The organism is Streptomyces sp. NPDC001100, from assembly GCF_053598575.1.
In genome coordinates this window covers 1-23777 of sequence record NZ_JBSFKO010000062.1, presented here as the reverse complement: position 1 = coordinate 23777, position 23777 = coordinate 1, and the positions used below count along the sequence as shown (strand labels likewise).

9 protein-coding genes are annotated in these 23777 nt (G+C 70.9%); all 9 read left to right on the top strand.

All coding sequences use genetic code 11. The features are described 5' to 3' along the window. The first annotated feature begins 151 nt into the window (after positions 1-151). Complete coding sequence (eccD, locus tag ACWDEW_RS46490) at positions 152-1552, top strand: type VII secretion integral membrane protein EccD (RefSeq protein ID WP_450522074.1); 1401 nt, start codon at positions 152-154, stop codon at positions 1550-1552. 52 nt (positions 1553-1604) lie between these two features. Continuing rightward, positions 1605-3185: a type VII secretion protein EccB gene (eccB, locus tag ACWDEW_RS46485; RefSeq protein ID WP_450522072.1), complete on the top strand. Its 1581-nt coding sequence runs from the start codon at positions 1605-1607 to the stop codon at positions 3183-3185. Between the two features lie 221 nt (positions 3186-3406). Continuing rightward, complete coding sequence (locus ACWDEW_RS46480) at positions 3407-3745, top strand: hypothetical protein (protein WP_033285066.1); 339 nt, start codon at positions 3407-3409, stop codon at positions 3743-3745. A 46-nt stretch (positions 3746-3791) separates the two neighbouring features. After that, on the top strand, positions 3792-4115 hold the full coding sequence (locus ACWDEW_RS46475) for a WXG100 family type VII secretion target (RefSeq protein WP_019075403.1): 324 nt from the start codon (positions 3792-3794) through the stop codon (positions 4113-4115). A gap of 117 nt (positions 4116-4232) precedes the next feature. Next, the gene (locus ACWDEW_RS46470; protein WP_450522069.1) at positions 4233-4685 is read left to right on the top strand and encodes a type VII secretion system-associated protein; all 453 of its coding nucleotides are present in this window, start codon (positions 4233-4235) and stop codon (positions 4683-4685) included. 96 nt (positions 4686-4781) lie between these two features. Then, the gene (locus tag ACWDEW_RS46465; RefSeq protein ID WP_450522067.1) at positions 4782-7877 is read left to right on the top strand and encodes an AAWKG family protein; all 3096 of its coding nucleotides are present in this window, start codon (positions 4782-4784) and stop codon (positions 7875-7877) included. Beyond that, complete coding sequence (locus tag ACWDEW_RS46460; protein ID WP_450522065.1) at positions 7874-8323, top strand: YbaB/EbfC family nucleoid-associated protein; 450 nt, start codon at positions 7874-7876, stop codon at positions 8321-8323. The genes ACWDEW_RS46465 and ACWDEW_RS46460 overlap by 4 nt, the downstream gene beginning before the upstream one ends. Before the next feature lie 7 nt (positions 8324-8330). Beyond that, entirely contained in the window at positions 8331-8696 is a 366-nt protein-coding gene (locus ACWDEW_RS46455; RefSeq protein WP_450522063.1) for a hypothetical protein, read from the top strand. 18 nt (positions 8697-8714) lie between these two features. Next, a partial coding sequence (locus ACWDEW_RS46450; protein ID WP_450522061.1) for a hypothetical protein occupies positions 8715-23777 on the top strand: 15063 nt, incomplete at its 3' end.

The window sequence follows — 23777 nt, the reverse complement described above, 5'->3', positions numbered from 1 at the left end:
TCAGTAGTGTGCACCCCGTCAACTCTGTACGTCCATGTCACCCCCCGCATCACCAGCACCCCGTTCCCCCACCCAGCCACCCTGTTCTCCCCCACCCAGCACGCCGCGCCGCGTGCCCCCGTTTCGATGTCCAGGAGACGTGAGCCCCGGTATGACCGACACTTCCGTGACCGGACTGTGCCATCTGACCGTGCGGGCACCGACCCGCACCATCGACCTCGCCGTGCCGTCCGACGTGCCCGTCGCCGACCTGCTGCCCACCGTGCTGCGGTACGCGGGGGAGGAGGCCGAGGAGACCGGTCTCGAACACGACGGCTGGATACTCCAGCGCCTCGGCGGCCGGCCGCTCGACGAGGAGGCGACCCTCGCCTCCCTCGAACTGACCGACGGCGAGGCGCTCCATCTCCGGCCGCGCACCGAGGCGTTGCCCGAAGTTCGCCTCGACGACCTGGTCGACGGCATCGCCGCCGTCACCCGGGACCGGCTGCACGGCTGGAGCCCGGAGGCGGCGCGACGGCTGCTGCGCGGTCTGGTCGCGGTGGCGGTCCTGACCGGACTGGTCCTGCTGGCCCTGCCGGGCACCCCGGCGTCGCTGCGCGCGGCCACCGCCGTGGGGACGGGCCTGCTGCTCCTGGCCGGGGCCGCGTCCGCGAGCCGGGCGGTGGACGATCCGGCGACCGGTGTGGTCCTGGGCCTGCTCGCGTCACCGGCGCTCGCGCTCGCGGGCTGGCTGGTGCCGGGCGGTGAGCTGAGCGGTCCGCAGGCCCACCAGGTGCTGGGGGCACGGCTGTTGGGGGCGGCTGCGGCCTGGGCCGGCGGCGCGGTCCTGGCCCTCGCGGCCTCCGCGGCCCGCACCCCGCTGTTCCTGGCCTCGGCACTGGTGGCGCTCGCCGCGGCGCTCGGCGGCGCCCTGATGACGGTGTTCGACGTACGGCCGGCCGCCGCGGCCGGGGTGATCGCCGCCCTGACGGTGCTGCTCGGGGGCCTGGTGCCCTCGCTGTCCTTCAAGTTCGCCGGGATGCGGATGCCGCCGCTGCCGACCAACCCGGACCAGTTGCAGGAGGGCATCGAGCCCTACCGGGGCACCGACGTGACGGTGCGCACCGAGCTCGCCGGCGAGTGGATGACCGCGCTGTACGGCGCGACGGGCGTGCTCTCGTCGGCCTGCCTGATCGCCCTGGCCCGCCGCCCCGGCCTCCCGGCGCTGCTGGTCGCCCTGGTCCTGTCCCTGCTGCTGCTCCTGCACGGCCGGGGCCTGGTCAACACGGCCCAGCGGCTGGTGCTCGTACTCCCGGGCGCGTGGGGCCTGTTGCTCCTGGCCTTCGGCTGGGGGCTGCGCCTGTCCGGCACCGAGCGGACCCTGCTGGTCGCCGGGCTGCTCGCGGTGGCGGCGGCGCTCACGGTCGCGGTGTGGACCGTACCGGGCCGGCGTCTGGTCCCGTACTGGGGCCGCGCGGCGGAGATCCTGCACTCCCTGCTGGCGATCGCCCTCTTCCCGCTGACCCTGTGGCTGCTGGGCGTGTTCGGCACCCTCCGCGGCATTTTCGGCTGACGGCCCCAGGGCCTGTCCGACCAGAACCCGAACGACCGAGCAGGAGGAAAGCGTGCGGTCGAAGCGCGACCAGGTGCAAGCGCACACGTTCATGATGGGCCGCCTGACCTCGGGCATGCTGCTGGCCGACCCGGACGCACCGGAGAGCCCGCTGGGCCGTACCAGCCGGGGCGCCCTGGTGGGGGTGATCGTCGGGGTGCTGTTCTGCGCCGGGGCGCTGGTGTTCGGGCTGCTCAAACCGGGCGGCAACGACGCCTGGCGCAGCGGTGACACCCTGATCGTCAACAAGGACACCGGCGCCCGCTACCTGTACGCCGACGGCAGGCTGCGCCCGGTGCGCAACTACGCCTCGGCCGTGCTGATCGGCGGCTCCGACCTGAAGACCACGTCGGTCGGCTCGGCCTCGCTCGCGGGCACCCCGGTCGGCCGGCCGGTCGGCATCACCGGCGCCCCCGACTCCGTACCGTCGACAGGGGAGTTGGAGTCCTCGCCGTGGCAGGTCTGCTCGACGGGCACCGGCTCGCAGACCACCCTCGTCCCGGGCGCCCCGGTGGAGACGGACCCGGTCGGCGCGAAGTCGGCACTGGTGGTGAAGGGCCCGGACAAGCACACCTACCTGGTGTGGCAGGGCAGCCGGCTGGAGCTGGACGAGGCCTCGGGCGCGGCGGAGTCCCTCGGCTACGCGCCCGTGACCCCCCGCCCGGTGTCGGCGGCCTTCCTGGACGCCCTGGTGGCCGGCCCCGACCTGGCCACCCCGAAGGTCGACGGCCGCGGCACGGCAGGACCCGAACTGGACGGCCGGGCCACCCGGATCGGCCAGGTCTTCCGCGTGGTGGCGGGCTCCGGGAACCAGGAGTACCTCCTGCAGAAGGACGGCCTGCACCCGGTGACCGACACCCAGTCGGCGCTGCTCCTCGGCGATCCGGACACCCGCAAGGAGGCCTACGACGGCGGGGCCCCGAACGTCGTCACGATCGACGTCTCCGACCTGCGGGCCCACCAGGCACCGGGCACGGCCGGGACGGACCCCTCGGTCGCCGGGCTGCCGGACAGTCCGCCCAGCGCGCTGGCGCTCGCGGCGGGGGAGTCGGTGTGCGCGCAGGTCGACCCGTCCGGCGGACAGGTGCGGGTGACCTCGGTACGGGTCGCCGAGACCGCGCTGTCCCCGGCGGCGCAGGCCGACCCGACGGCGCTGACCGCGGCCTGCGTGCCGGTGGATAGGGTGGTGGCCAGGCCCGGACACGGCACGCTGGCAAGGGCGTTGGGCGCGGCCGGCGAGACGGTGGGCGACACCACGTTCCTGGTCGGCGACGACGGAGTGAAGTACCGCATCCCGGACTCCAACGCGCTCGCCGCCCTCGGTTACGGCGGGGCGACCCCGGTCAAGGTGCCGTCCACCCTGCTGGCGATGCTGCCGACCGGGCCGGAGCTGAGCGCCCGGGCCGCCGCGTCGGACTCGGGCGGGGCGGCACAGGCACCGGGCGCGGCGGCGCAGTGCGGGACCGGTGGGTCGAACCCCGGTGGGACGGGTTCGGGTCCGGCCGCGATCGCCGGGCGGGTTCCGGCGAGCGGTGGGGTCGGCGCGCCGCAGGCGGATGTGGGCTCCAACTCGGCTGCCGTAGCGACGAACTGACGAATTCTCGCCGATCGAGATCGTGTTCACGCCAAACCGGAACAGCTTCCGAACCGGAATCCGCGGAGTCGCGTGTTCCGGTCAAGTTGCCTAGCAGTAAAAGCATTTGACGGGAAGGTGAATGTAACCTCAGATCTTCCTCAGTTCGTTGCCGTCGCAACTTCCGTCAATCTAGGCTCAGTTGTGCTCGCACTGTAGATCGACTTACGAAAGGTGGGACGATGGCTGGAGATGGCCAGCAGTCAAGCGAAGGCTCGACCCGGAACGGAATCCAGGCCCTGGAGAGCGCGTTCAGCGGCATCGTGAAGATCCGTCAGGACGTCGACAGCACCCGTTCCACCCTGGGCAGCGGCTACCAGGGCAGCGACGGCGGCCAGTACGGCCAGCTCCTCGCGCAGTGGGACGGCCAGTGCAACGTCATCCTCAAGAACCTCGAAGACGTCATCGACCGGCTGAACCAGAGCCTCGTGGAACACAACAAGACCCAGGGTTCCTCGAACGACTCCATCAACCAGGCGTACAACGCGGCGCAGTCGGCCTTCGACCAGCTCGCCGGCTGACCTCGCGTCGACGTCCGATCCCCCCATCGCGTAAGAGAGGCAAGCTGTGGCAGACAACCTGTCCGACGGTGTCATCTACGTCAGCTACAACCACATGTCCAACGCCGCGGACGACATGGTGGCGCAGACCAAGGCGATCGCGCAGACGCTGTCCAACCTCGAAGCCGAACTCGGTGAGCTCTCCAAGACCTGGTACGGCAACGACGCCGACACCTACCGCCAGAAGCAGGCGGCCTGGGACGGCGCGGTACAGAACATGGAGACGCTGCTCACCTCGCACTCGCAGCTCCTCAACGAGATCTCCAACAGCTACAAGTACAGCGAGAACTCCCTCAGCCAGATGTGGTCCGAGGTCACCATCGGCCGCTGAGCCGCTCGGCTCCACCGCACCGGCCGGCCTCCTCGCGGCCGGTGCGGTCCAGGCACCTTCCCGTTCCGTCGCCGCGCCGTACGCCAGGGTCGGCGCGTTCCGCCCGCGGAGGCACCCATGGCTGATCTGACCCACCTCGACTCGACCGCGCTGAAGAACTTCAAGAACACCGACGTCGCCGACTTCATCAGCGATCTGCTGGCCATCCGCAAGGACACTCCGGCGGGCGTCCGGTCCCTGAAGAACCTGATCGCCGAGACCGGTGCGGGCTCGGCCCAGGGCCTCGCCAAGATCCTGCGCATCGGCCTGATGAACGGAGGCGACAGCTCGGACCCGGTCGGCGGCGGCACGCTCGTGGAGGCGCTCAAGACGCAGGCGACCCAACTGGACAAGATCCTCACCGGCCAGAAGACCCTCTTCGACGACATCGACGACGCCCTGGACGAGACGATCACCACCCTGCTCAAGACCCAGGGCGACAGTCTCGACTCGATCGACGGCGAGAAGCTGCTGGACATCTTCGACACCGTCGACGGCGACATGAGCGGCAGCGGCTCGACAAACTCCTGAGGCCGGTGCGCGGCCCGTCGGCTCCCCGTGAGCCACGGGCCCCGCACCCCGGACCCCCCACCCCAGTCCCTCCTCCTCCGCAGCGGAGTCCGCCCCATGGCCGAAACCACCACCGGGACCGCCAACTACGACCCGGACGACTACTTCGCCCAGGCCGTCACCGACTTCACCGGCTACACGCTCCCGGCCCGGTCCACGCTGTTCGACAAGTTGAGCAGCTCGTCCAACGACGACTTCGGCAACCTCAAGCTGTTCCGGATGGACATCCAGGGCATCGGCATGAGGTCGGTGACCGCGGCGGACTACTCGGCGATCGGCGGCTGGCAGGTCAACAAGGGCGAGGACTACGACCTGGCCTTCTACGACGCCGGCGGGGACGGCGCGCACGACAGCGTGAGCATGAAGAAGGCACGCATCGTGATGATCGGCGTCACCGTCGACGGGAACGGCCGTGCCACGCTCTGGAGCGGCGGCGAGACCACCGGCGGCGGCGCCTTCGAGGGCTCGTACTCGCACGTCCAGTGGGACTCGGGGCCGATGGCGCAGTACATCTCGGGCAGCAAGCTGGTCCTCGACCACATCCTGGCGTCGCCGTACTCGACGCAGGGCTTCGAGTACAGCGGACTGTCGGTCATCGACGCCAACGCTGTCGACATGCTCTCCTTCGAGCACACCGGGCAGTCCTTCGACCGGGTGGTGCAGTTCTTCAAGGACCACTCGGACATCGTGAACCAGTGGATGACCTCGCTCGGCGAGGACCAGGCGGCCTGGAAGGGCAAGGCGGCCAGCCTCTTCTGGCATCTGCTGCACGAGCTGAAGACCAACTACGACGGCTACGTCTCCCAGTTGGGCGGCAGCGACTACACGGCGACCAACACCACCCTCGGCGGCTACGCCCCGAAGTCGAAGCTGAGCGACGCGCTGGCCGCCGCGCAGACGGCGTTGAAGGACGCGATCACCGCCATTCAGACCGCGTGGACCGACTGGGCCTCGGACGGCCAGCACGACCCGCACTACCACGTGAAGAAGATCCTCGACGGGATCAGTCAGTGGGTCATCAACAACAACATCAACCACGTGCTGGAATCGACACAGTCCACTTACAGCGAGTACGGAGGCGGCGACTACACCTCCTACTCCACCGACGCCAACTTCAAGCAGTCCGTCCCCGAGTACGGCGACCTCACCCAGCACACCACCTGGCAGAAGGTCGCCGACGCCGCCGTGAAGAGCTGGTCGGACCACGCGGACGCCAAGCTGAAGCAGCCGTCCATCGACGCGCTCAGCGCCGTGAAGAACGCCTGGGCGGACGTTGAGGACGCCTTCGCCAACGAGGTCACGAACAAGAACAAGGAGACGCTCTCCGAGGTCCTCCAGAAGGAGGAGAACGAGATCGCCGAAGAGGAGGCGAACCAGAACAACGAGAACCTCAACAACAGCCTGAACAACCTCAACAACAACCTGAACGACCTCGGCAACAACTTCAACAACCTCAACGACGGCCTGAACGACAACCTCAACAACCTGGGGAACAACCTCAACAACCTCAACAACGGCCTGAACGACAACCTCAACAACCTCGGTGACGGCCTCAACAACCTCGGCACGAACCTCAACACCAACCTGAACGACAGCCTCAACAACATCGGCGACGGCCTGAATTCGAGCCTCAACAACCTGAACGACGATCTCGGCAACAGCCTGAACAACGTCGGCACCGGGCTCGACGACCTCAACACCAACAGCCCTCTGAACAACGACGGTTCGGGCGGCAACGACCTGAGCAACCTCGCCACCGGCCTGCTGAACGGCCCCTCGCTCCTGAACGGCAACGACACCACCAAGAACGGCTCGACCACCCTCAACTCCCCGACCGGGGGCACCACCCAGCTCAACGGCGACGGCAGCCTCACCACCACGTTCCCGGACGGCTCCACCCAGACCATCGACCCGTCGACCGGCCTGGTCACCACCACCAACCCGGACGGCACCACCTCGGTCTCCCAGCTCAACCCGGGCAGCACCATCACCAACCCGGACGGCTCGACGACCACGCTGAACGACGACGGCACGCTGACCACCAAGTTCCCGGACGGCACGAGCCAGACCCTCAACCCGGACACCGGACAGGTCACCACCACGAACCCGGACGGCACCGTCAGCACGTCGACGCTCAACCCGACCGACGGCTCCTTCACCACCCCGGACGGCTCGACGGCCCAGCTCAACTCCGACGGCTCGCTGACCACGAAGTTCCCGGACGGCTCCACCGAGACGCTCAACCCGGACACCGGCCAGGTCACCGTCACCGACCCCTCGGGCAACGTCACCACCACGCACCTCAACCCGGGCGACACCTTCACCAACCCGGACGGCTCGACGACCACGCTGAACGACGACGGCACGCTGACCACGAAGTTCCCGGACGGCTCCACCCAGACCCTCAACCCGGACACCGGCCAACTCACCACCACCGACCCGTCGGGCCACACGACCACCACCGACATCGACGGCAGCGACCTTCCCTCGTCCTCGATCAACACGAGCGGACTCAACACCAGCGGTCTCGACACGAGCGGCCTGGACACGAGCGGGCTGAACAACGGCACCAGCCTCGACACGAGCGGCCTGAACACGACCGGGCTCAACAGCGGCGGCCTCAGCAGCGGTGGTCTCAACTCGTCCTCCGGCGGCCTGAATTCGGGCCTCGACAGCGGCTACGACGACTACGACAGCACCCCCTACACCGGCGGCCCGCTGCGCTCCGACTCCCTCGACACCGCCGCTCTCGACGCGTCCACCCCGGCCCAGGCGTCGAGCGGCACCCCGCTCAACCCGATGGGGATGGGCGGCATGGGAGGCATGGGCGGCGGCATGGGAGGCGGAGGCGGCGGCGGTCAGGGCGGCACCACCGAGCGCACCCGGGCCGTCCTCACCGACCCGTCCAACGGCGCCACCCGGCGCGGCCGGACCAACCGGGCGGCGAACGTGGACGAGGACGAGGACGTCGTGTACACCCGGCCCACCACGTCCAGCGCCCCGTACCCGGTGGGCGGCCCCGGCAGCAACGGCGCCGGCCAGAACGGCCGTTCCACGGAGAGCGGCGACCGCGCCCGGGACGCCTGGCTCACCGAGGACGAGGACGTCTGGGGCACCGACGAGGGCGGTTCACCGGCGGTGATCGGCCGATGAGCAGCGAGTCGATCGAGCAGCGGCTGGCCAAGGCGGTGGCCGAGCTGGAGGCCACCGAGGCCGCCGTGGCACGCGCGGAGGCCGAACTCGCCCACTCCGAGAGCACGGTGCGCTCGGCGGACCGCGCGGTCGAGGTGACCGTCAGCGCGCAGGGCGACCTGCGCGCGCTGACCTTCCTGGACGACAAGTACCGCACGATGCCCGCCGGTCAGCTCGCCGCGAGCGTGCTGGAGGCGGTGCAGGAGGCCCGGGCCCGGATGGCCCGGCACGTCATGGCCACCTTCGAGCCCTTCACCAAGGCCAACCCCGAGGCACCCGAGATCACCGGCTTCGACGTCGACTGGAACAAGATCTTCGGGCCCGGTGTCCTGGAGGGCCCCAAGGCCGGCCGACGGCGCGGGGCCGGCCGGCTCCGCGACGAGATCAGCGAAGACCCGGAGGACTGAGAAGACGATGGCTTCGAACGCCTACTCCGCCACCCCGCCCGCGCTCGTCGCCGGTACCCGGCAGATCGAGCAGATCAGCCGGCTGGCCAATGAGATGATCAACGAGTTCATCACGGACGTGTCGTCCACCTCCGACTGGCCCGGACAGGACGACAGCTACGCCAAGCAGATGCTGCCGCAGGAGAAGCAACAACGGGAGGGCTCCATCAAGACCGGCTCGTCCCTCTCCGAGGCGATCGTCAGCATCGGCGACGGCACCCTCACCAATCTCAAGAGCGTGCTGGGCACCCAGAGCGGCGTACTCGACGCCATCCACGACTCCAACGTCAACACGGGCGACACCGACGGTGGTTCGCACGGCGGAAAGCACTGACGCAGCGGATCGCCCCTGATGACCATCCACGCGTCGCCCCAGCTGAACAACCTCATGTTCGTGCTCATCGGCGAGAAGTTCCTCCAGGCCGACGAGGACATGGCATTCGCCAACGGCAAGCCGTACCAGCGGCTGGGCCGGCGTATGCGTGACCTCTCGGACCTGATCGAGCAGACCGCCGGTGGGGTCGGGCGCGCGCTGCCGCCGCAGGTCGGGAACAACTATGTGCGGGCGATGCACATGTTCCTCGACAGCGGCGGCGTCAACTACCTGAAGGACTTCGCCGACCAGCTCGACAGCATCGGACAGTCCCGCACCAAGTCCTCCATGGACATCATGGAGTCGAAGTGGCAGATCATCGCCGAACTGGTGCGGCTGCTCATCGAGTTGCTGGTCATCGCGGTGCTGTCCGCCTTCACCGGGGGTTCCGCCTCCAGCCAGGCCGCGGTGGCGAAGGCCCGCAGCCGGGTCGCCATTCTCACGCTGATGGAATGGCTGATGAAGAAGACGCACCTGATGCCCAGCATCACGGAGGCGATCGAAGAGGCGTTCACGACCTTCGCGGTACGGCTCGCCATGATGCTGGGCGCGCCCAAGGGCCGCCGGCCCAACGGGTTCGACTGGTCGCAGATCGTCCAGGACGGTGTCTTCGGCGCGTTCACCGGCCTGTTCCACGGCCTGCTGCACGACCTCGGCAAGGGCCTGAAGAACAACTTCAAGAACATCTTCAACACCCACAACCCGTTCAAGGACATCAGCGGCAACGGGAAGAAGTTCAACAACCACAAGTTCGACAACCCCGACCTCAACACCAAGCCGAACCCGAAGCCGACGCCCACCCCGAACCCGAAGACCACGCCGACCCCGCACGTCACGCCGACCCCGACTCCGACGCCCATGCCCACGCCGAAGCCGAAGTCCTTCGGCGACAAGGTGAAGCACGAACTCGGCGAGGACGTCGAGCACTTCCTCACCGAGGGCGGCGCGGAGACGCTCGGCGAGATCGCCACGGCGTCCATCTTCGGCTTCCCCATCGACCCGCTGAACACCTTCCTCGGCGCCGGCCTCAGCTCGATGAGCGAACGTCACCTGGGCCAGGGCGCGGGCGCGATCGGCAACAAGTTCAACTTCACCACCCCGCCGCAGGTGAACACCCTGGGCACGGCGGACATCCCGGACGACGAGACCAACTCCGACTCCAGCTCCGACAACAACTCCAGCCCGAACACCGGCCCTTCGGCCTCTTCGTCGAACGGCCCGGCGTCCGATTCGTCGACCACATCGGGCCCCGGCCCCATCAACACGACGTCGAACAACGGCAGTTCCTCGACGACCACCACCCCCCAACGCACCACCACGAACACCCCGCCGCCCGAGTCCACCGACACCCACGTCGACGACGTGAAGGTCGACGGCGGAGACCTCCGGAGCAACGTCCCGCACGGGACGACGAGCACGTCGGGCGGGGGCAACTCGTCGTCCAGCACGCCTACGAGCCATACGCCTACGAGCAGTACACCGACGGCCAGTACGCCGACGAGGTCGCCGGAACAGGTCGATGCAGGTGGGACCGAGGAGGCGCAGGGGACGGGGCGGCAGGGCGACACCCCGGATACGACGGTCGTGCCGCCGAGCACCAGCACGAGTGCGAGCACGACGGGTTCCGGTTCGCCTTCCAACACCAGCGGTGGTCCGCACACCAGCAACGCGGGAACTCCCGGGCCTGTACGCACAGTGCAGCAGCAGCCGGACGGTACTGGTGAGAGCCAGGGGACTGGTCAACAGAACGACACCTCGGACATCTCGAACCCCTCGGACCCCTCAACTCCGGTGCTCTCGCCGGACGTTCCGGTCGCGAGCGGGTCCAACACCAGCGTCGTACCGCCGACCACGACCACGACCACTACCCCGACCACGAATACGGGCAGTCAGACGTCCGGTTCAGGTTCCGGTACGACCTCGCACAGCGGTGGCAACCCGCGCACTACGACAACGGGGCGCCCGGAGAACACGACGTCCGACAGCACCGGCACGGAGACCCCCAACGCCACCGGCACGGAGGGCATCGACACCTCCCACTCCGATTCCGGCACAGTCGGCAACACCGACACCGACACCGACACCGACACGAACACCGGGGCCGACAGCAACACCGGCACCAGCACGAGCACGGACACCCACACCGGCACCGACCTCCCCACCCCCGTCGCCACCACCAGCAACAGCGCGCCGCCCGCGACCAGTTCGACGCCGGACACCGATCCCGCGCCGGAGACAGCCTCGCTGTCCCACTCCGGTACCGACACCCCGGCCCCGACACCCGTCCACACGTCCTCGGACCTTTCATCCAGCCCGGCACCGGACAGCACGCCCACGCCCACACCCGCCCCCGAGCCAGTCGTGCTCACCCCGTCCGTGACGCCCAACTCCGCGCCGGAGCCAGGGAGTTACGCGGAGGCGCGGGCCGGGGTGACGCCCTCGGAGCGGAGTCACACCTGGGTCGATCCGGTCTCCCGGCCCCTCGGGGCGGACGGCACGCGTACCCAGTACGTGGTGCGGGCCGGTTTCGCCGTACGGCGATTCACCCACGACGGGGTGCCGGTCACCGATCTCACCGTGACCTACCGGCTCACCGGCAATCCGGGGCTGGGGTCGCAGGTCGACGGTGTCCAGCAGCGGCTGGCGGACGGTGTGCAGCGGGTGTTCAACGCCCCGGGCCACCGGCTGGGGGACGGGAGCCGGCTGCGCGTCACCGTCGTACCGGCCGCCCCCGGCGAGACACCGCACCTCGACGTCACCCTCACCGACCCGACGGACGGGATCCCGGCCACCCACCACTCGTGGCCGGCCGACATCTCCGACTCCGACCTGGCCCACGAGGTCGGCCATCAGCTCGGGCTGCGCGACGAGAGCGGCTTCGACTCGGCCGCCCCGCACCGCGGCGGCACGAACAGTCTGATGGGCGACCCCACGCGGTTCACGCCCGCGTCGGACCGAGACCCGGCGTACGAGTCGGGTGGGCTCAGGCCCCGTCACCTCGCGCTGATCGGCACCCTGGTCGGTGATCCCGCGGACGACCACCGGGGTGGTGCCGAACGTCGGGGACCGGTCAAGGGCGCGCCCGGTGCGGACCCGCCCGCCCCGCCCACCCCCACCGTCGATCAGAACGACACCGCACCGACCCCGGTGGCCACCACGTCCACGGACACGGTGGGCATCGAGCCGACGGATAAGCACAGCGATACGCGCAGCGAAACGCACAGCGATACGCATACGGAGACGGACACCGAGACCGTCCCCGCGGTCGTGCCGGTGCCGGACATCACCCTGACCTCCCCGGAGGGCGACACCACCTCGCCGACCGAGTCGGTGGTCGGCGGTGGCCGCCCCACCTCCTACCTCGGTGGCTACGGGCGGCGCCACGACGGCCAGTTGGGGCTCGTACACGTGGAGCCGTTCGCGCCGGACCTGGTCGACGGGCTGCACCGCCAGGTGCTCACGGCGCTCGGCCGGCCCGCCCCGGGACCGAACGACCCCGTGCTCGCCCAGCTCCGGGACGTGCTGTCCGCGGAGCAGCTGGCGCTGAACATGCCGTATCTGCGCAGCGAGGGCGGTCACCGGATCGTCCTGGACGTCGACGGCGTCGACCGCGACGTGGACGTACGGCTGACGCTCGACAACAGGCGGGCGTCCGTACGGCAGGGGACGCTGGACACGAGCGATCCCGACAAACACGTGGAGCGGCGCGGGCAGGGCACCCGGGAGATCGTCTCCGCGCAGCCGTCCGGCACGTTCTCGACGATCCCGGTGCCGTGGACCGGTTCGGTGCCGATCGGCGCGGCGGGCCCGGTCCGAGGGGTGGACATCGCGCTGGGCGCGACCATCACCCACAACCAGGCGGACGGTTCGACCACCGTCACCCAGGTCGTGCAGACCACCAGCGCCCAGCGCAGCAACGAGCCCTCCCGCGCCTTCGACTTCACCGACAACTGGCAGGTGCGCGTGGACGCGCCGGCCCCGGACACGGACGCGGCGAACACGGATGTGGCGAACGCGGGGGACGCAACAGACGTAACGGATACGGCCGTTGTCGTCGCAGCTCCCGACCCCGCGCACGACTGGAGTCCGGCCGCGCAGCACGGAACGGTCACCATCTGGTTCCCGCAGCACCTCGTGGACGCCGAGAACGATCCCGGTCAGGAGCTGCCCGCGCCCGCCGACATCACGACGCTGCCGATCTACGGCGTGGACTCGGTGCTGAATCCGCGGCGGCTGTACGAGGGGGCCGCGGAGAACTTCCGCGACGACCTGGACGCGACGTCTTCGGCCCAACTCGCGGACTTCCTCAGCGAACCGATTCTGCGGGGCACGCTGCCCATGCAGGTCGAGGGCGGGCTGTACTCGCCGGTCCTCACCGACGCGCGCGGACGCGCGGTCGGCATGATGCGGCTGGACGCGACGGTCCGGGGCACCACTCCGGTGGCCAAGAGCCTCGACAAGAAGATCAACCTGGAGAGCCATGTCGTCAACTCGGTGAAGAACGACCAGAACACGTCGTTCAACAGCGGGGTGACCTTCACCGGCAGCGTCGGCCCGACCTTCACGAACGACCACGGGGTGGGACACCCGAACGCCTCCCACGGCATCGGCGGCACCGTCAACGGCAAGGGCACCGCGAGCCTCGCGGCGCAGAACGTGTTCGGCACCAGCAACCTCGCGGGCACCATGCACGCGGTGCGCACCAACCGCAGCCATCTGCTGACCGAGGCGGACGTCGAGTACACCCTCACCCTGATCCGCCCCGACGGCTCCATCTCCACCTACGCGCCCGGGACGTGGACCCACGCTCTCGATCTGCGGGTGCTCAGCGCCGAGGACGCGGCGGGGCATGCGCCGGAGCCGGACGAACTACGGGTGCTGCCGCACGAGTTGGAGACGCTGGAGTCGATCGGACAGTCCACCGCCCCGCTCGGCGTGGACGAGAACGACGCGGAGCCGCTGTTCGAGGACGCGGAGACCTGGCTGCGGGACCACGGCTTCCTGCCACCGCCGGCGGACGCCCCGCACCGCGGCCGACTGCCCGACGAGACGCTGGTGCAGGCGCAGTTGAACAATCTGCGGCGACTGCAGGAGCTGCGCTCCCCGCTCGGGCTGCGCGCGGCGACGGACTCCATGGTGGACGGCGGCCACTCGCTGTTCCTGGAGGTCCCCTCGGTGACGGGGCGGCGCCGGGTGCGGCTGGAACTGGGCGCCCAGCGCGACCCGAACCGGCCGGTGGAGCACCGCACGGTGCTGCCCAACATCCAGGTCATGGGCCTGGCGCAGGCGGCGGGCGGCGGTACCGCCCGGCTCGGCAACACCTACGGCCTGGGCGCCGGGTTCGGCGGTGGACTCACCGTGCCCACCCCGCACGGCGGCGCGTGGACCCTGAGCGCCACCGGCGACTACCAGTACGTCGGCCAGGCCTCGCTCGGCAACACCACCGGCACCACGCTCGGCCACGACCAGTTCTTCATCGGCACCGGGCAGGACACCCACGAGTTCGGGGTACCGGTCCGCCTCACGCTCGACCTGTACGAGGGGTCGGGCCAGGAACCGGTCGCCCGGTTCGGCGAGGCGCCGCCGCCTGCCCAACACGGCGAGCCCGACCTGGAGTTGGGTCTGGCGGCGCCCCACGAGCGGGGTGTCGCGGGCACGATCCGGCTGGCCGTGCCGCACGAGCGCACGCTGGACGAAGCCGACGCGGAGCCCGCGCCGGAGGGCGAGCCGTTCACCGTACGGCAGGTCACGCAGGAGGACCGGGACCGGCTGGCGCTGACGGACCCGGCCACCGGCGATCCGCACCCGGACGTGGTCCGCGTCCCGGACGACGCCCTGATCGACGTGGTGCGCGGTTCGGGGGCGCTGCAGGACGCCTTCCGCCGGATCGTCACGGGCGCCGGTGTCGACACCGATGCCGACTCCAGTACCGGTGACGACAACAGCGCCGATGCCGACACCAACGCCGGTGCCGTATCGGCCGGCCCTCCCGGCCGCGTCTCCAGGCTGGTGGACAACGTCACCGGGTTCCTGAGCAGTTCGCTGGTCGGGAGTCCCTTCGGCGACACCACCACGGTGAGCGCAGAGTCCCGTATCACCGCGCTCTCGCCCGGTTCGCTGGTCGGCCGGGGACACCAGATCTTCAGCGGCACCTATGTGGTGGAGGGGCTTACGCTGCCCGGGCTCGGTGCCGACGGGCAGCTCGCGATCGAGATCGAGGCCGTCGCCCACACGCCCCGGCTGACACAGAGCGTCAACCAGTACCTGGAGACCGGCATCTCGGCCGCCGACTCGGCGCAGCAGCTCAAGGGCCTGGGAAAATCCCACCAGTTCGGGGTGGGCGGCTCGGCGACCCAGAACAACCCGCCGAGTTCCACCCCGAGTTCGCAGCCCGCCGGCTCCCCGGCGCCCACACCGTCCACGCCGTCCCGCTTCAACCCGTCCGGGCGCTACCAGTACGACCGCAAGAGCGACAAGTCCGACACCCTCACCAGCGGCACCGGCACCAACCGGACGCCCACCCAGTCGGGCCTCCAGCACCGGATCACGGCCGACGTCACCTACCTGATCACCGTCCGGTCCGGACACCGCAACGTGATCGCCAACTCCTTCGGTTTCGGGCCGGGGGAGACCGTCACAGTCGCCGTGGACGTGCCGCGCGGGCTCCAGTTCCTCATGACGGAGAGTCAACTCCAGCGCGACGGACGGTGGATGGGCGCCCTGCCCGAGCGCCCGGCCGACCCCTCGACGACAGGTCTGACGAGCCCGTCCCTGCCCGACCGGTACGTCCACGACGGCACCCTCGGCCTGGCCGCGGTCACCTCGGTCACCGAGTTCTCCGACCCGGGCACGGGCCCGACGCCGACCCCGCCGATCGAGCAGCGCTCCCGATTCCACAACGACGTACGGCAGTTGGTGGACCGCTACGCCCCCGGCGTGACCACCCCCGGCCACGCCTCCTACCTGCCCGGTGTCGCCGCGCTGGTCGCGGACAACACCGGGGTCGCCGGGAAGCGGGCGCTGATCGGGCGCGGCGGCGGACAGACCAGGTTCAGCTTCCGGCACCACCGGTTCGGCGGTGCGGCGCTGGTCGAGGTGACGTTCTCGGCCCGGCCCACGAGCACCGCCGCACACCGCGGCACCGTGCGGGGCACCGCCGTGCCGGGCGACAAGTCCGGTATGGAGCAGTGGGGTTCGCACACGGCGGAGGGCCGTTCGCTCTCCTCCTCGGTGGGCCGCCAGCACCGGCTCACCGTCAACCCGACGGCGCGGTTCAGCCGCCCCGACACCGACGACCGTACGGACCGGCTCGGCCCCTCCGCCACCGTGGTCTCCTCGTCCAGCAAGGTCGACAAGAGCGGACGCACCGCCGAGGACCGGTTCTGGCTGCGCACCGACAGCGCCGCCGACTTCGACGGCCTGGACTACGAACTGGTCGCCACGGTCCGCTCCACCCTGGTCACCGACTGGCCGCCCAACGTGGTGGGCGCGCTGGTGCAGCGCGGGTTCATCGCCTGGGACGACGCCGACGCGCCCACCCGCTCCTGGCTCAGCCGCACCCTCTCCGGCGAACTCGGCGGCCAGGTCCGGGTACCGGCCCAGGTGAGCCTGCGCTTCACCGGCAGCGAGACTGACGGGGACGGCACCCGGACTCCGCTGCCCGCACCCCCGCCGCCCGCGCTCTCCCGGGTCGACCCCCGCCAACTCCCCGCCACACAGCCCGCGTTGCGGGACGCGGACCTGTTCCACCCGACCGGCTCCGTCCCCGTCTACGGCTTCGACGGCTGGAGCCAGCTGTACACCGCCCTCGACCAGGTCGCCCCGGACACCGGGAGCGGCTGGCGTTCCGTGCCGGCCTCGACCTCCGACGAGAACGCGTCGGTACGGCTCGGCGAACTCATCCAGGCCGGCACGATCTCGCTGGACACACCCCGGCAGACCGGCGGGATGCTGCCGTCGATGCCGGGCGCGTTCCCGCTGCAGAACGCCCCGGACCAACGGCCCACGCTCACCGTCTCGTTGTACCGGCCGCGGGTGGTCACCGACGGCGGCGACGTGACCCTCGACCGGCTGCGGATCAGCACCCAGAGCAGCAGCACGGTCTCCGGAGCCGACACCACCACCGGGCTGTCGCTCCCGTTCGTCCTGAGCGCCGACGACCCCGACCGCAACCTCCTCGGCGCGACCCCGCCGGTGCTCCAACGGCCCGTGGACGCGAGCAACTTCGGCAGCGGAGTCTCCGGCGGCCGCCGCGACTGGCTCAAGACCGGCAGCACCAGCCTGCCGGCCGAGGGCCGCGGCACCCGCAGCTACGAGGTGCGGGCCGACGTCCACATCGAGGTCACCGGCCCCGAGGGCGTCCGCCATGTCACCGGTACGGCCACGATCCGCATCGAGGAACGCGACGCCCTCGGCCACGGCATCACCGAGCCCCGTCCGGTGCCTCAGGTCTACGACCTCCCGGCCCTCCTCACCGAAGGCACCGGCACCGCTCCGGACGACTGGGCGACGACCCGGCTGGGGAACGTCCGGAACACCATCAACGCGGGCGTCGACCTCACGGACGACGGCTTCCAGTTCTGGGTGGCCACCGGCCCCGACCCGGACGGCTCCCGCCTGACCCTGGCCCTCTACGCGGCGTCGCGGGCGGCCCGGGACAACGGGCGCCCGGTGGAACTGGTCACCCGGGGCCCCGAGGGCCTGCGCGTCTGGTCCTTCGACCCGGACGGCACGCTGACAGGACCGCCGACGGAGAGGTCGGCCACAGGGGACGCGGCGCCGGGTACGGGCGACGCGACGGTGGGCACGGACATCGCGGCGCCCGGCACGGGGGACACGGCGTCGGATTCCACCACCGGTGTCGCGGCGCTGGACCAGGCGTGGGCGAACTTCGAGCGCGAGGCCGCCGCGTTCGACCAGGCCGAGGACGACCACACCGCCGCGCTCGACGACGAGTACGAGCAGCGGGGGCTGCGGCCCGACGCGCAGGACGCCCTGAACGAAGCGGCCACCGCGCTGACGGCCGCGGCGAACGAGGCCCACCGGACCGACACGGCCGCGACCACCGCCGAGCAGGACGCGGACCGGGCCGAACAGGACCTCCAAGACCTCATCACCCGCGAGAAGAGCCTGGTCGGCGGGATCTCCGCGGCCCGCCGCACGATCGGCCCGCTCACCGGCGCGGTCTCCGAGGGCGAGCGCCAGGAGCTACGTCTCAGCGCCCGGATCAACACCGCGCGCCGCCAACTGGCCGACCTCACGGCCCGCGCGACCGCGCCCGCGCCCGCGACGACGAGGCCCTCCGACGCCGGCTCCGAATCCGCTTCCGGCGACACGGTGAACGCTCCGGTGCCGGGCCCGTCCGGCACGGACGACGCTACGACCGTCGAGAGCACGACGCCGGGTACGGTCACCCAGGACTCGGATACGCAGGGCGCGATCACGGCGGACACGGATACGCCGGGCACGACCACGTCGGACACCGTCGCGCCGGACACGGTCGCAGACCCCGCCCCTGCACCCGCCGTAGACCCCCGGCTCACTCAGCAGATCGCCGAAGTCACCGCCGATCTGGGTAAGTTGGACGCCGATCTCGGCGAGGTGCGGGCCGGGCTTGAGCGGGACCGTGCCGCGCTCCGGGACACCCAGGCCGGCCTGGACCGTGACGAGGCGGCCCTGAGCGAGGCGCGGGCGCAGCTCCCGGGAGTGCGGGCCACGGCGGGCACCCGGCGTTCGGACGCCAACACGGCGCGCGGGTATGCCGAGGACGCGGCCATGGTCCATGAGGACGCGCGCGAGAACCATGAGCGGGCGGCGCAGACGCTCGGCGAGATCGACTCCCGGATCGACAACGCCCTCGGCAGGCGTGACGACGCCACGGCCCGCCGGGCGGCGGCGGAGATCGCGCTGCCCGGCGTCACCGGCCGGGTGCTGGCCGTCGGACCCTCGACGCTGCCCACCTCACGCACGACGCTGGCCTCGGTCACCCCGCGCTGGCCGGGCTCGGGCCGCCCCCGCACGGCGGGCCCCTCCACCGGCAACGCACCGCTCCCGGGCGACGGCGACATCTCCGAGAGCGACGACAACTCGACCACCGGGAACGAGGATTCAGGGAGCGACGGCGGTTCGGACGCGGACACCGAACTGACCACTCCCGACCCGACGTACCTCGTCCCGCCGAAGGGCGGTCCACCGGCCGGCGACGACGACACCACCGGCGGGGACCAGAGCAGCACGTCCGGCGACCCCGGCACGACTACGTCCGCCCAGGACAGCGCGTTCGACGCCCTGGTGGGGAACACCACCACCACGTCCACCGACCCGGACAGCGCACCGGTGGACGCGGACACGGACGCGGCCCTCACCCCGGAAGAGGCGCAGGCCAAGACCGACGCCAAGGGCAAGGGCAAGGCCCCGGCCCAGGACGACACCAACGGCACGTCGCCCGGCCCCACTTCATCCGGCGCCACCTCGTCCGAGCCCACGTCCTCCACCCTCGCCGCACCCCAGCCCGCCGACTACCAGGTGCGGGCGCCGCGAGGCAATGCGGTCCCGACCCGTGGTGACGGCCGCTGCATGCTCTACACGTTCATCGGCACCGACCCGGCGCGGGTCCGCGACCGGCTGCCGGGACTGCGAACCAGGGCTCCGGAGACCTACGCCTGGCTGGGCGACCCGCGCCAAGTCCGCACCGGGCTGGCCCAGTTCACCCGGTGGCGGTCGGGCACCCCGATGCCCCCGGCCGGCCGGCACTTGATGCTCGCGGCCGACCAGCTGCGCATCCTCGCCGAGGACCGACTGCTCACCGCCCGCAGTGATCACCCGTTGCCGCACGAGGTGGTGGGCCAGGTACGGCAGACGCTCGCGGGGTGGTTCGACGGGCGCACGGCGACCATGGACCGGCCCGAACTCCTGGCGACCCTCGACGAGTACGGCATCACAGGGGTCACGGAGCCGGAGCAGTTGGAGTCGGACGATCTCGGCACGCTCTACATCGAGGCGCTGACCAGTAACGACGCGATCGGCCCGGCGCAGCCCAGCGGCCGGGACATGTTCGCGTACCTGCGTGACACCGGCCAACTGCCCACGCTGGACAGCCTCTCCGACGACCAGCTCCGCCGACTGCTCGGGCACGGCTACACCGAGAGCACCGCACAGTTCACCGACGCCGAACTCGCCCACGCGCTCAACTCCGTCCAGAACTGGGCCGCGGTATACGACCGTGACGAGGGCGAGTTGTTCCTCCCGCTGCTGGCGGACACCCTGGACGTGGCCGTCGAGGTACTGCGACCGGACCAGTCGACCGGCCTCGGCACCGTCACCCGCGTCGGTTCCCACACCGCCACCCGGGTTCTGGAGGTCCACTACACGGGCCTGAACCACTACAGCGCCACCGACGCCGGACCCCTCACCGTCGACCCGGCAACCATCACCCCGTCGCAGGCGCCCCGGGGTCCCGAGGACTCCACCAGCGTTCAGCCGAACGGTCGTTACCGTCCCGCGCCGACTCGCGACGCCGACGAGGACCGTCCCGCGTCCCGTGTCGCGGACCCTGCTCCGAAGGACAGCTGGCACGGCTTGCGTCCTCACGCGCGCCCGGCTGTTCACTCCACCGAGCGGTTCGATCCGCATGCGGACCAGTCCAACTCGCCCCGCTCCGGGGCTCTCAGTGGTGCGACGACTCTCGTCCGTACGCAGGTTCGTCGTATCCAGGCGCCCAACGGGCAGTGGGTACGGGACTACACGCTCAACCTCCCGGTCACCGCGACCGACCCGGCGCTGACGACCCAACTCAACGAGCGCATCACCGGTCTGCTGGACGCACACCTCAACTCCGGTCTGGCGCTGCCCGGTTCAGGCGATCAGCTCCACATCAACCTCAACCTGATCTCCGATCCCGCGCACCCCGAGGCGATCACCCTCACCAACACCGCGAACCCGGACCGGGCCGACCAACTCCACCTCGACGCCAACCATTCCGACGAGGACCTTCTCCACGAGGTCCTGCACTACCTCGGTCTGCCGGACGAACAGCGCGACAACGACTTCCTGTTGCGCAACCACCCGAACAGCACGGCCGTCCGCACCACCGGCGTCATGGCCACCACCCAAGCCGCCGTCCACATTCCCCGCCGTTATCTGCGCACGATCGAGAACGTCACGTCCGCAGGGCCCCAACTCCACGACCACTCAGGCCAGGACGTCACCACCCCTGCCCTGGAACCCGACACCACGCCCATCCCCAGCGACTCCTCCCTCACCTGGCCCACCTCCCAGGCACCGACCGCACAGCCGCCCGCACCGGGCCGCCTCCCGTCGAGTTACGTGAACTCCTACGGCGCGCTCCCGGACGGCACGGTCGGACTCGTGTATGCGGAGCCGTTCTCCGACGAGGTGATCGAGGGGCTGCACGGTCAGGTCTACGAGGCGCTCGGACTCGATGCCGACAATCCGCCCGAGTCGGTGCGCGAGCAGGTGCGGGACGCGTTGAGCCGGGAGAACCTCGCGCTGCAGCTGCCGTATCTGCGCTCGAACGGCGGTCACCGCATCACCGTCCGGGTCGGCGGGAACGAGCACACCGTCGACGTACAACTGACGCTTTCCGACGCGCGGGCCTCGTTGCGGCAGGGGCGTTTCGACCCGCGCGACCCCGACAAGCATGTCGAGCGGCGTGGGTTCGGTACGCGGGAGAACTTCTCCAGCCAGCCGTCGGGGACGTACCGCACGATCCAGGGGCCCTGGACCGGTACGTTCCCGATCACCGCACCGACCGCCGTGCGGGCGATAGACGGATCGCTCACGCTGTCCGTCACGCACAACCAGGCCAGTGACGCGACGACCGTGACGCAGGCCGTCCAGACCACCTCCGCCCAGCGCTCCAACGAGCCCTCGGATCCAGTGGAGTTCACCACCCACTGGCGGGTGCGCGTCGATGCCCCCGCGGTCAGCGCGGCGCCCACCGCGCCGGCCGCGCCCGCCACCGCCCCGGCGACGGACGGGTGGCGTGCGCCGGTGTCGCACGGTTCCACCACGATCTGGTTCCCGCGGCACCTCACCACCGCCGATCCGGCGCCGGGTTCGCTGCCCACGCCCGCCGCGCCGACCGATCTCCCGCTCTACGGTGTCGATTCCGTGATCGACCCGAGGGCCCTGTACGAGCATGCCCACCAGGCGTTCCACACCCATCTGGACGCCACCGCCGCCGGGCAGGTCTCGGACTTCCTCTCCGAGCAGGTGCTGCGCGGCACGCTGCCGATGCAGATCCACGGCGGGCTCTACTCGCCCGTGATCACCAACGCCGCCGGCGAAGCGGTCGGCATGCTGCGCCTGGTCACCACGCCCGGGACCAGCACCCCGCTGCGGCAGAGCACCGCGGGGCAGATCAACCTGGAAAGCCATCTGGTCAACACCGCGAAGGTCGACCTCTCGTCGAAGTACACCAGCGGTCTCGGAGTCAGTGGCACCGCTGCCGTCGCCCTCACCGGCGACCACAGCCAGGGTCATCCGGACGCGTCGAAGACCATCGGCGGCAGTATCGGTCTGCGCGTGCAGGGGCAGGCGACGGTCACCAACACGTACAGCGCGAGCAGTTCCGCGGGCACGATGCACGCCATCCGCACCAACCAGAGCCATCTGCTCGCCCCCACCGCGGTCACCTACCAGGTCACCCTGATCCGGCCGGACGGCAACGTGCTGCCCGCGCCACCGCTCCCTCGGCCGCACGGCATGGATCTACGGCTCCTGAGCCGGACGACCGCCGCCGGGCATACCCCGACCGCCGCCGAGACGCGTGAACTCCCGGACTCCCTGGAGCGGTTGGACGGTATCGGGCTGAGCGCGGCCCCGCTCGACGTCACCGGCACGGACGGCCTGTTCGACGAGGCCGAGGCGTGGCTGCGCCGCGAGGGCTTCCTGCCGTCGGCTCACGGCGCGATCCGGAGCCACGAGCCCGAGCACCAGATCCGGTTGCACGCCCAGCTCAACAACCTGCGCCGACTGCGCGAGGCGCGCTCCCGTACCGGGCTGCGGGCCGCCACCGACGCCATGGTCGACGGCGGTCACGCGCTGCACTTCGAGGTGCCCAACAGCAGCGACACGGGTGTCCGTCGGGTCCGGTTGCTGCTCTCCGCCGAACGGGACACCGGGCAGGCCAGCACCCATCACCTCGTTCTGCCGGGTATCCAGGTCATGGGTCTGGCGCAGATGGCGGGCAGCGACGCCGAGCAGCGCGGTGAGTCGTACAGCGGAGCGTTCGGAGGGTTGGGCACCGTCGGCGGTCCGTTGCGCAGCTGGGGGTCCATCGCGTTCGGGGGCGACTACCAGCAGGGCCACCAGATCACGCACGGCGACACCGTGGGCGGCGCCACCGGTCACGACCAGTTCTTCATCGCCACCAACCAGGACAGTCACGCGTTCGACGTGCCGGTGCGGTTGGCCCTGGACCTGTACGCGGACGACGGCGACCAGCCCAGCGAGCGGTTCGGGCAGAACGTGAACCAGGCTCTCGCCCCGGCAGCCCCGGTCGTCGCCCCGGCTCCAACTGCCGCCGGTGCGCCACCCGTTGCCCCTGCGCCACCCGTCGCGCCGACGGTCACCGGATCGCTGCGCCTTGCGGTGCCGAACGGCCGTACCCACGCGCCCGCGACGACGCCCGCGCCGCCCGCGCGTACCGACGGGGCGCCGCGTCGGCCCAACGCGGTCGACAGGGCCCGGCTCGACGGGACCGACGCCACCGGCGCCCCGCGGCGGGGTCTGGTGCGGATACCGGACGACGCGCTGATCGACACCGTGCGCGGCTCCGCGGCCATCGAGTCGGTCTTCCGGCGGGCGGCCCGGGAGATCCGCAACCAGGCCCAGCAGGCGACGCCCGCCACCCCGGCCACCGGCCCGATCCTCCCGGTCACCGCCCCCGGCACGGCACCCGCCCCCGTCGCGCCGCAGCGCGCGAGCCTCTTCCCCCTCGCCGGGCACGGGCTGATGGACAACACGACGCGCGCCGCCGAGACCCGGCACGCGGCGATCACGCCGGGCAGTCTCGTCGCC

Bases quoted from the DNA above. Each gene is read 5' to 3' on its own strand.
- eccD (WP_450522074.1), top strand. From the start codon at position 152: ATGACCGACACTTCCGTGACCGGACTGTGCCATCTGACCGTGCGGGCA.
- ACWDEW_RS46480 (WP_033285066.1), top strand. From the start codon at position 3,407: ATGGCTGGAGATGGCCAGCAGTCAAGCGAAGGCTCGACCCGGAACGGA.
- ACWDEW_RS46470 (WP_450522069.1), top strand. From the start codon at position 4,233: ATGGCTGATCTGACCCACCTCGACTCGACCGCGCTGAAGAACTTCAAG.
- ACWDEW_RS46465 (WP_450522067.1), top strand. From the start codon at position 4,782: ATGGCCGAAACCACCACCGGGACCGCCAACTACGACCCGGACGACTAC.
- ACWDEW_RS46460 (WP_450522065.1), top strand. From the start codon at position 7,874: ATGAGCAGCGAGTCGATCGAGCAGCGGCTGGCCAAGGCGGTGGCCGAG.
- ACWDEW_RS46455 (WP_450522063.1), top strand. From the start codon at position 8,331: ATGGCTTCGAACGCCTACTCCGCCACCCCGCCCGCGCTCGTCGCCGGT.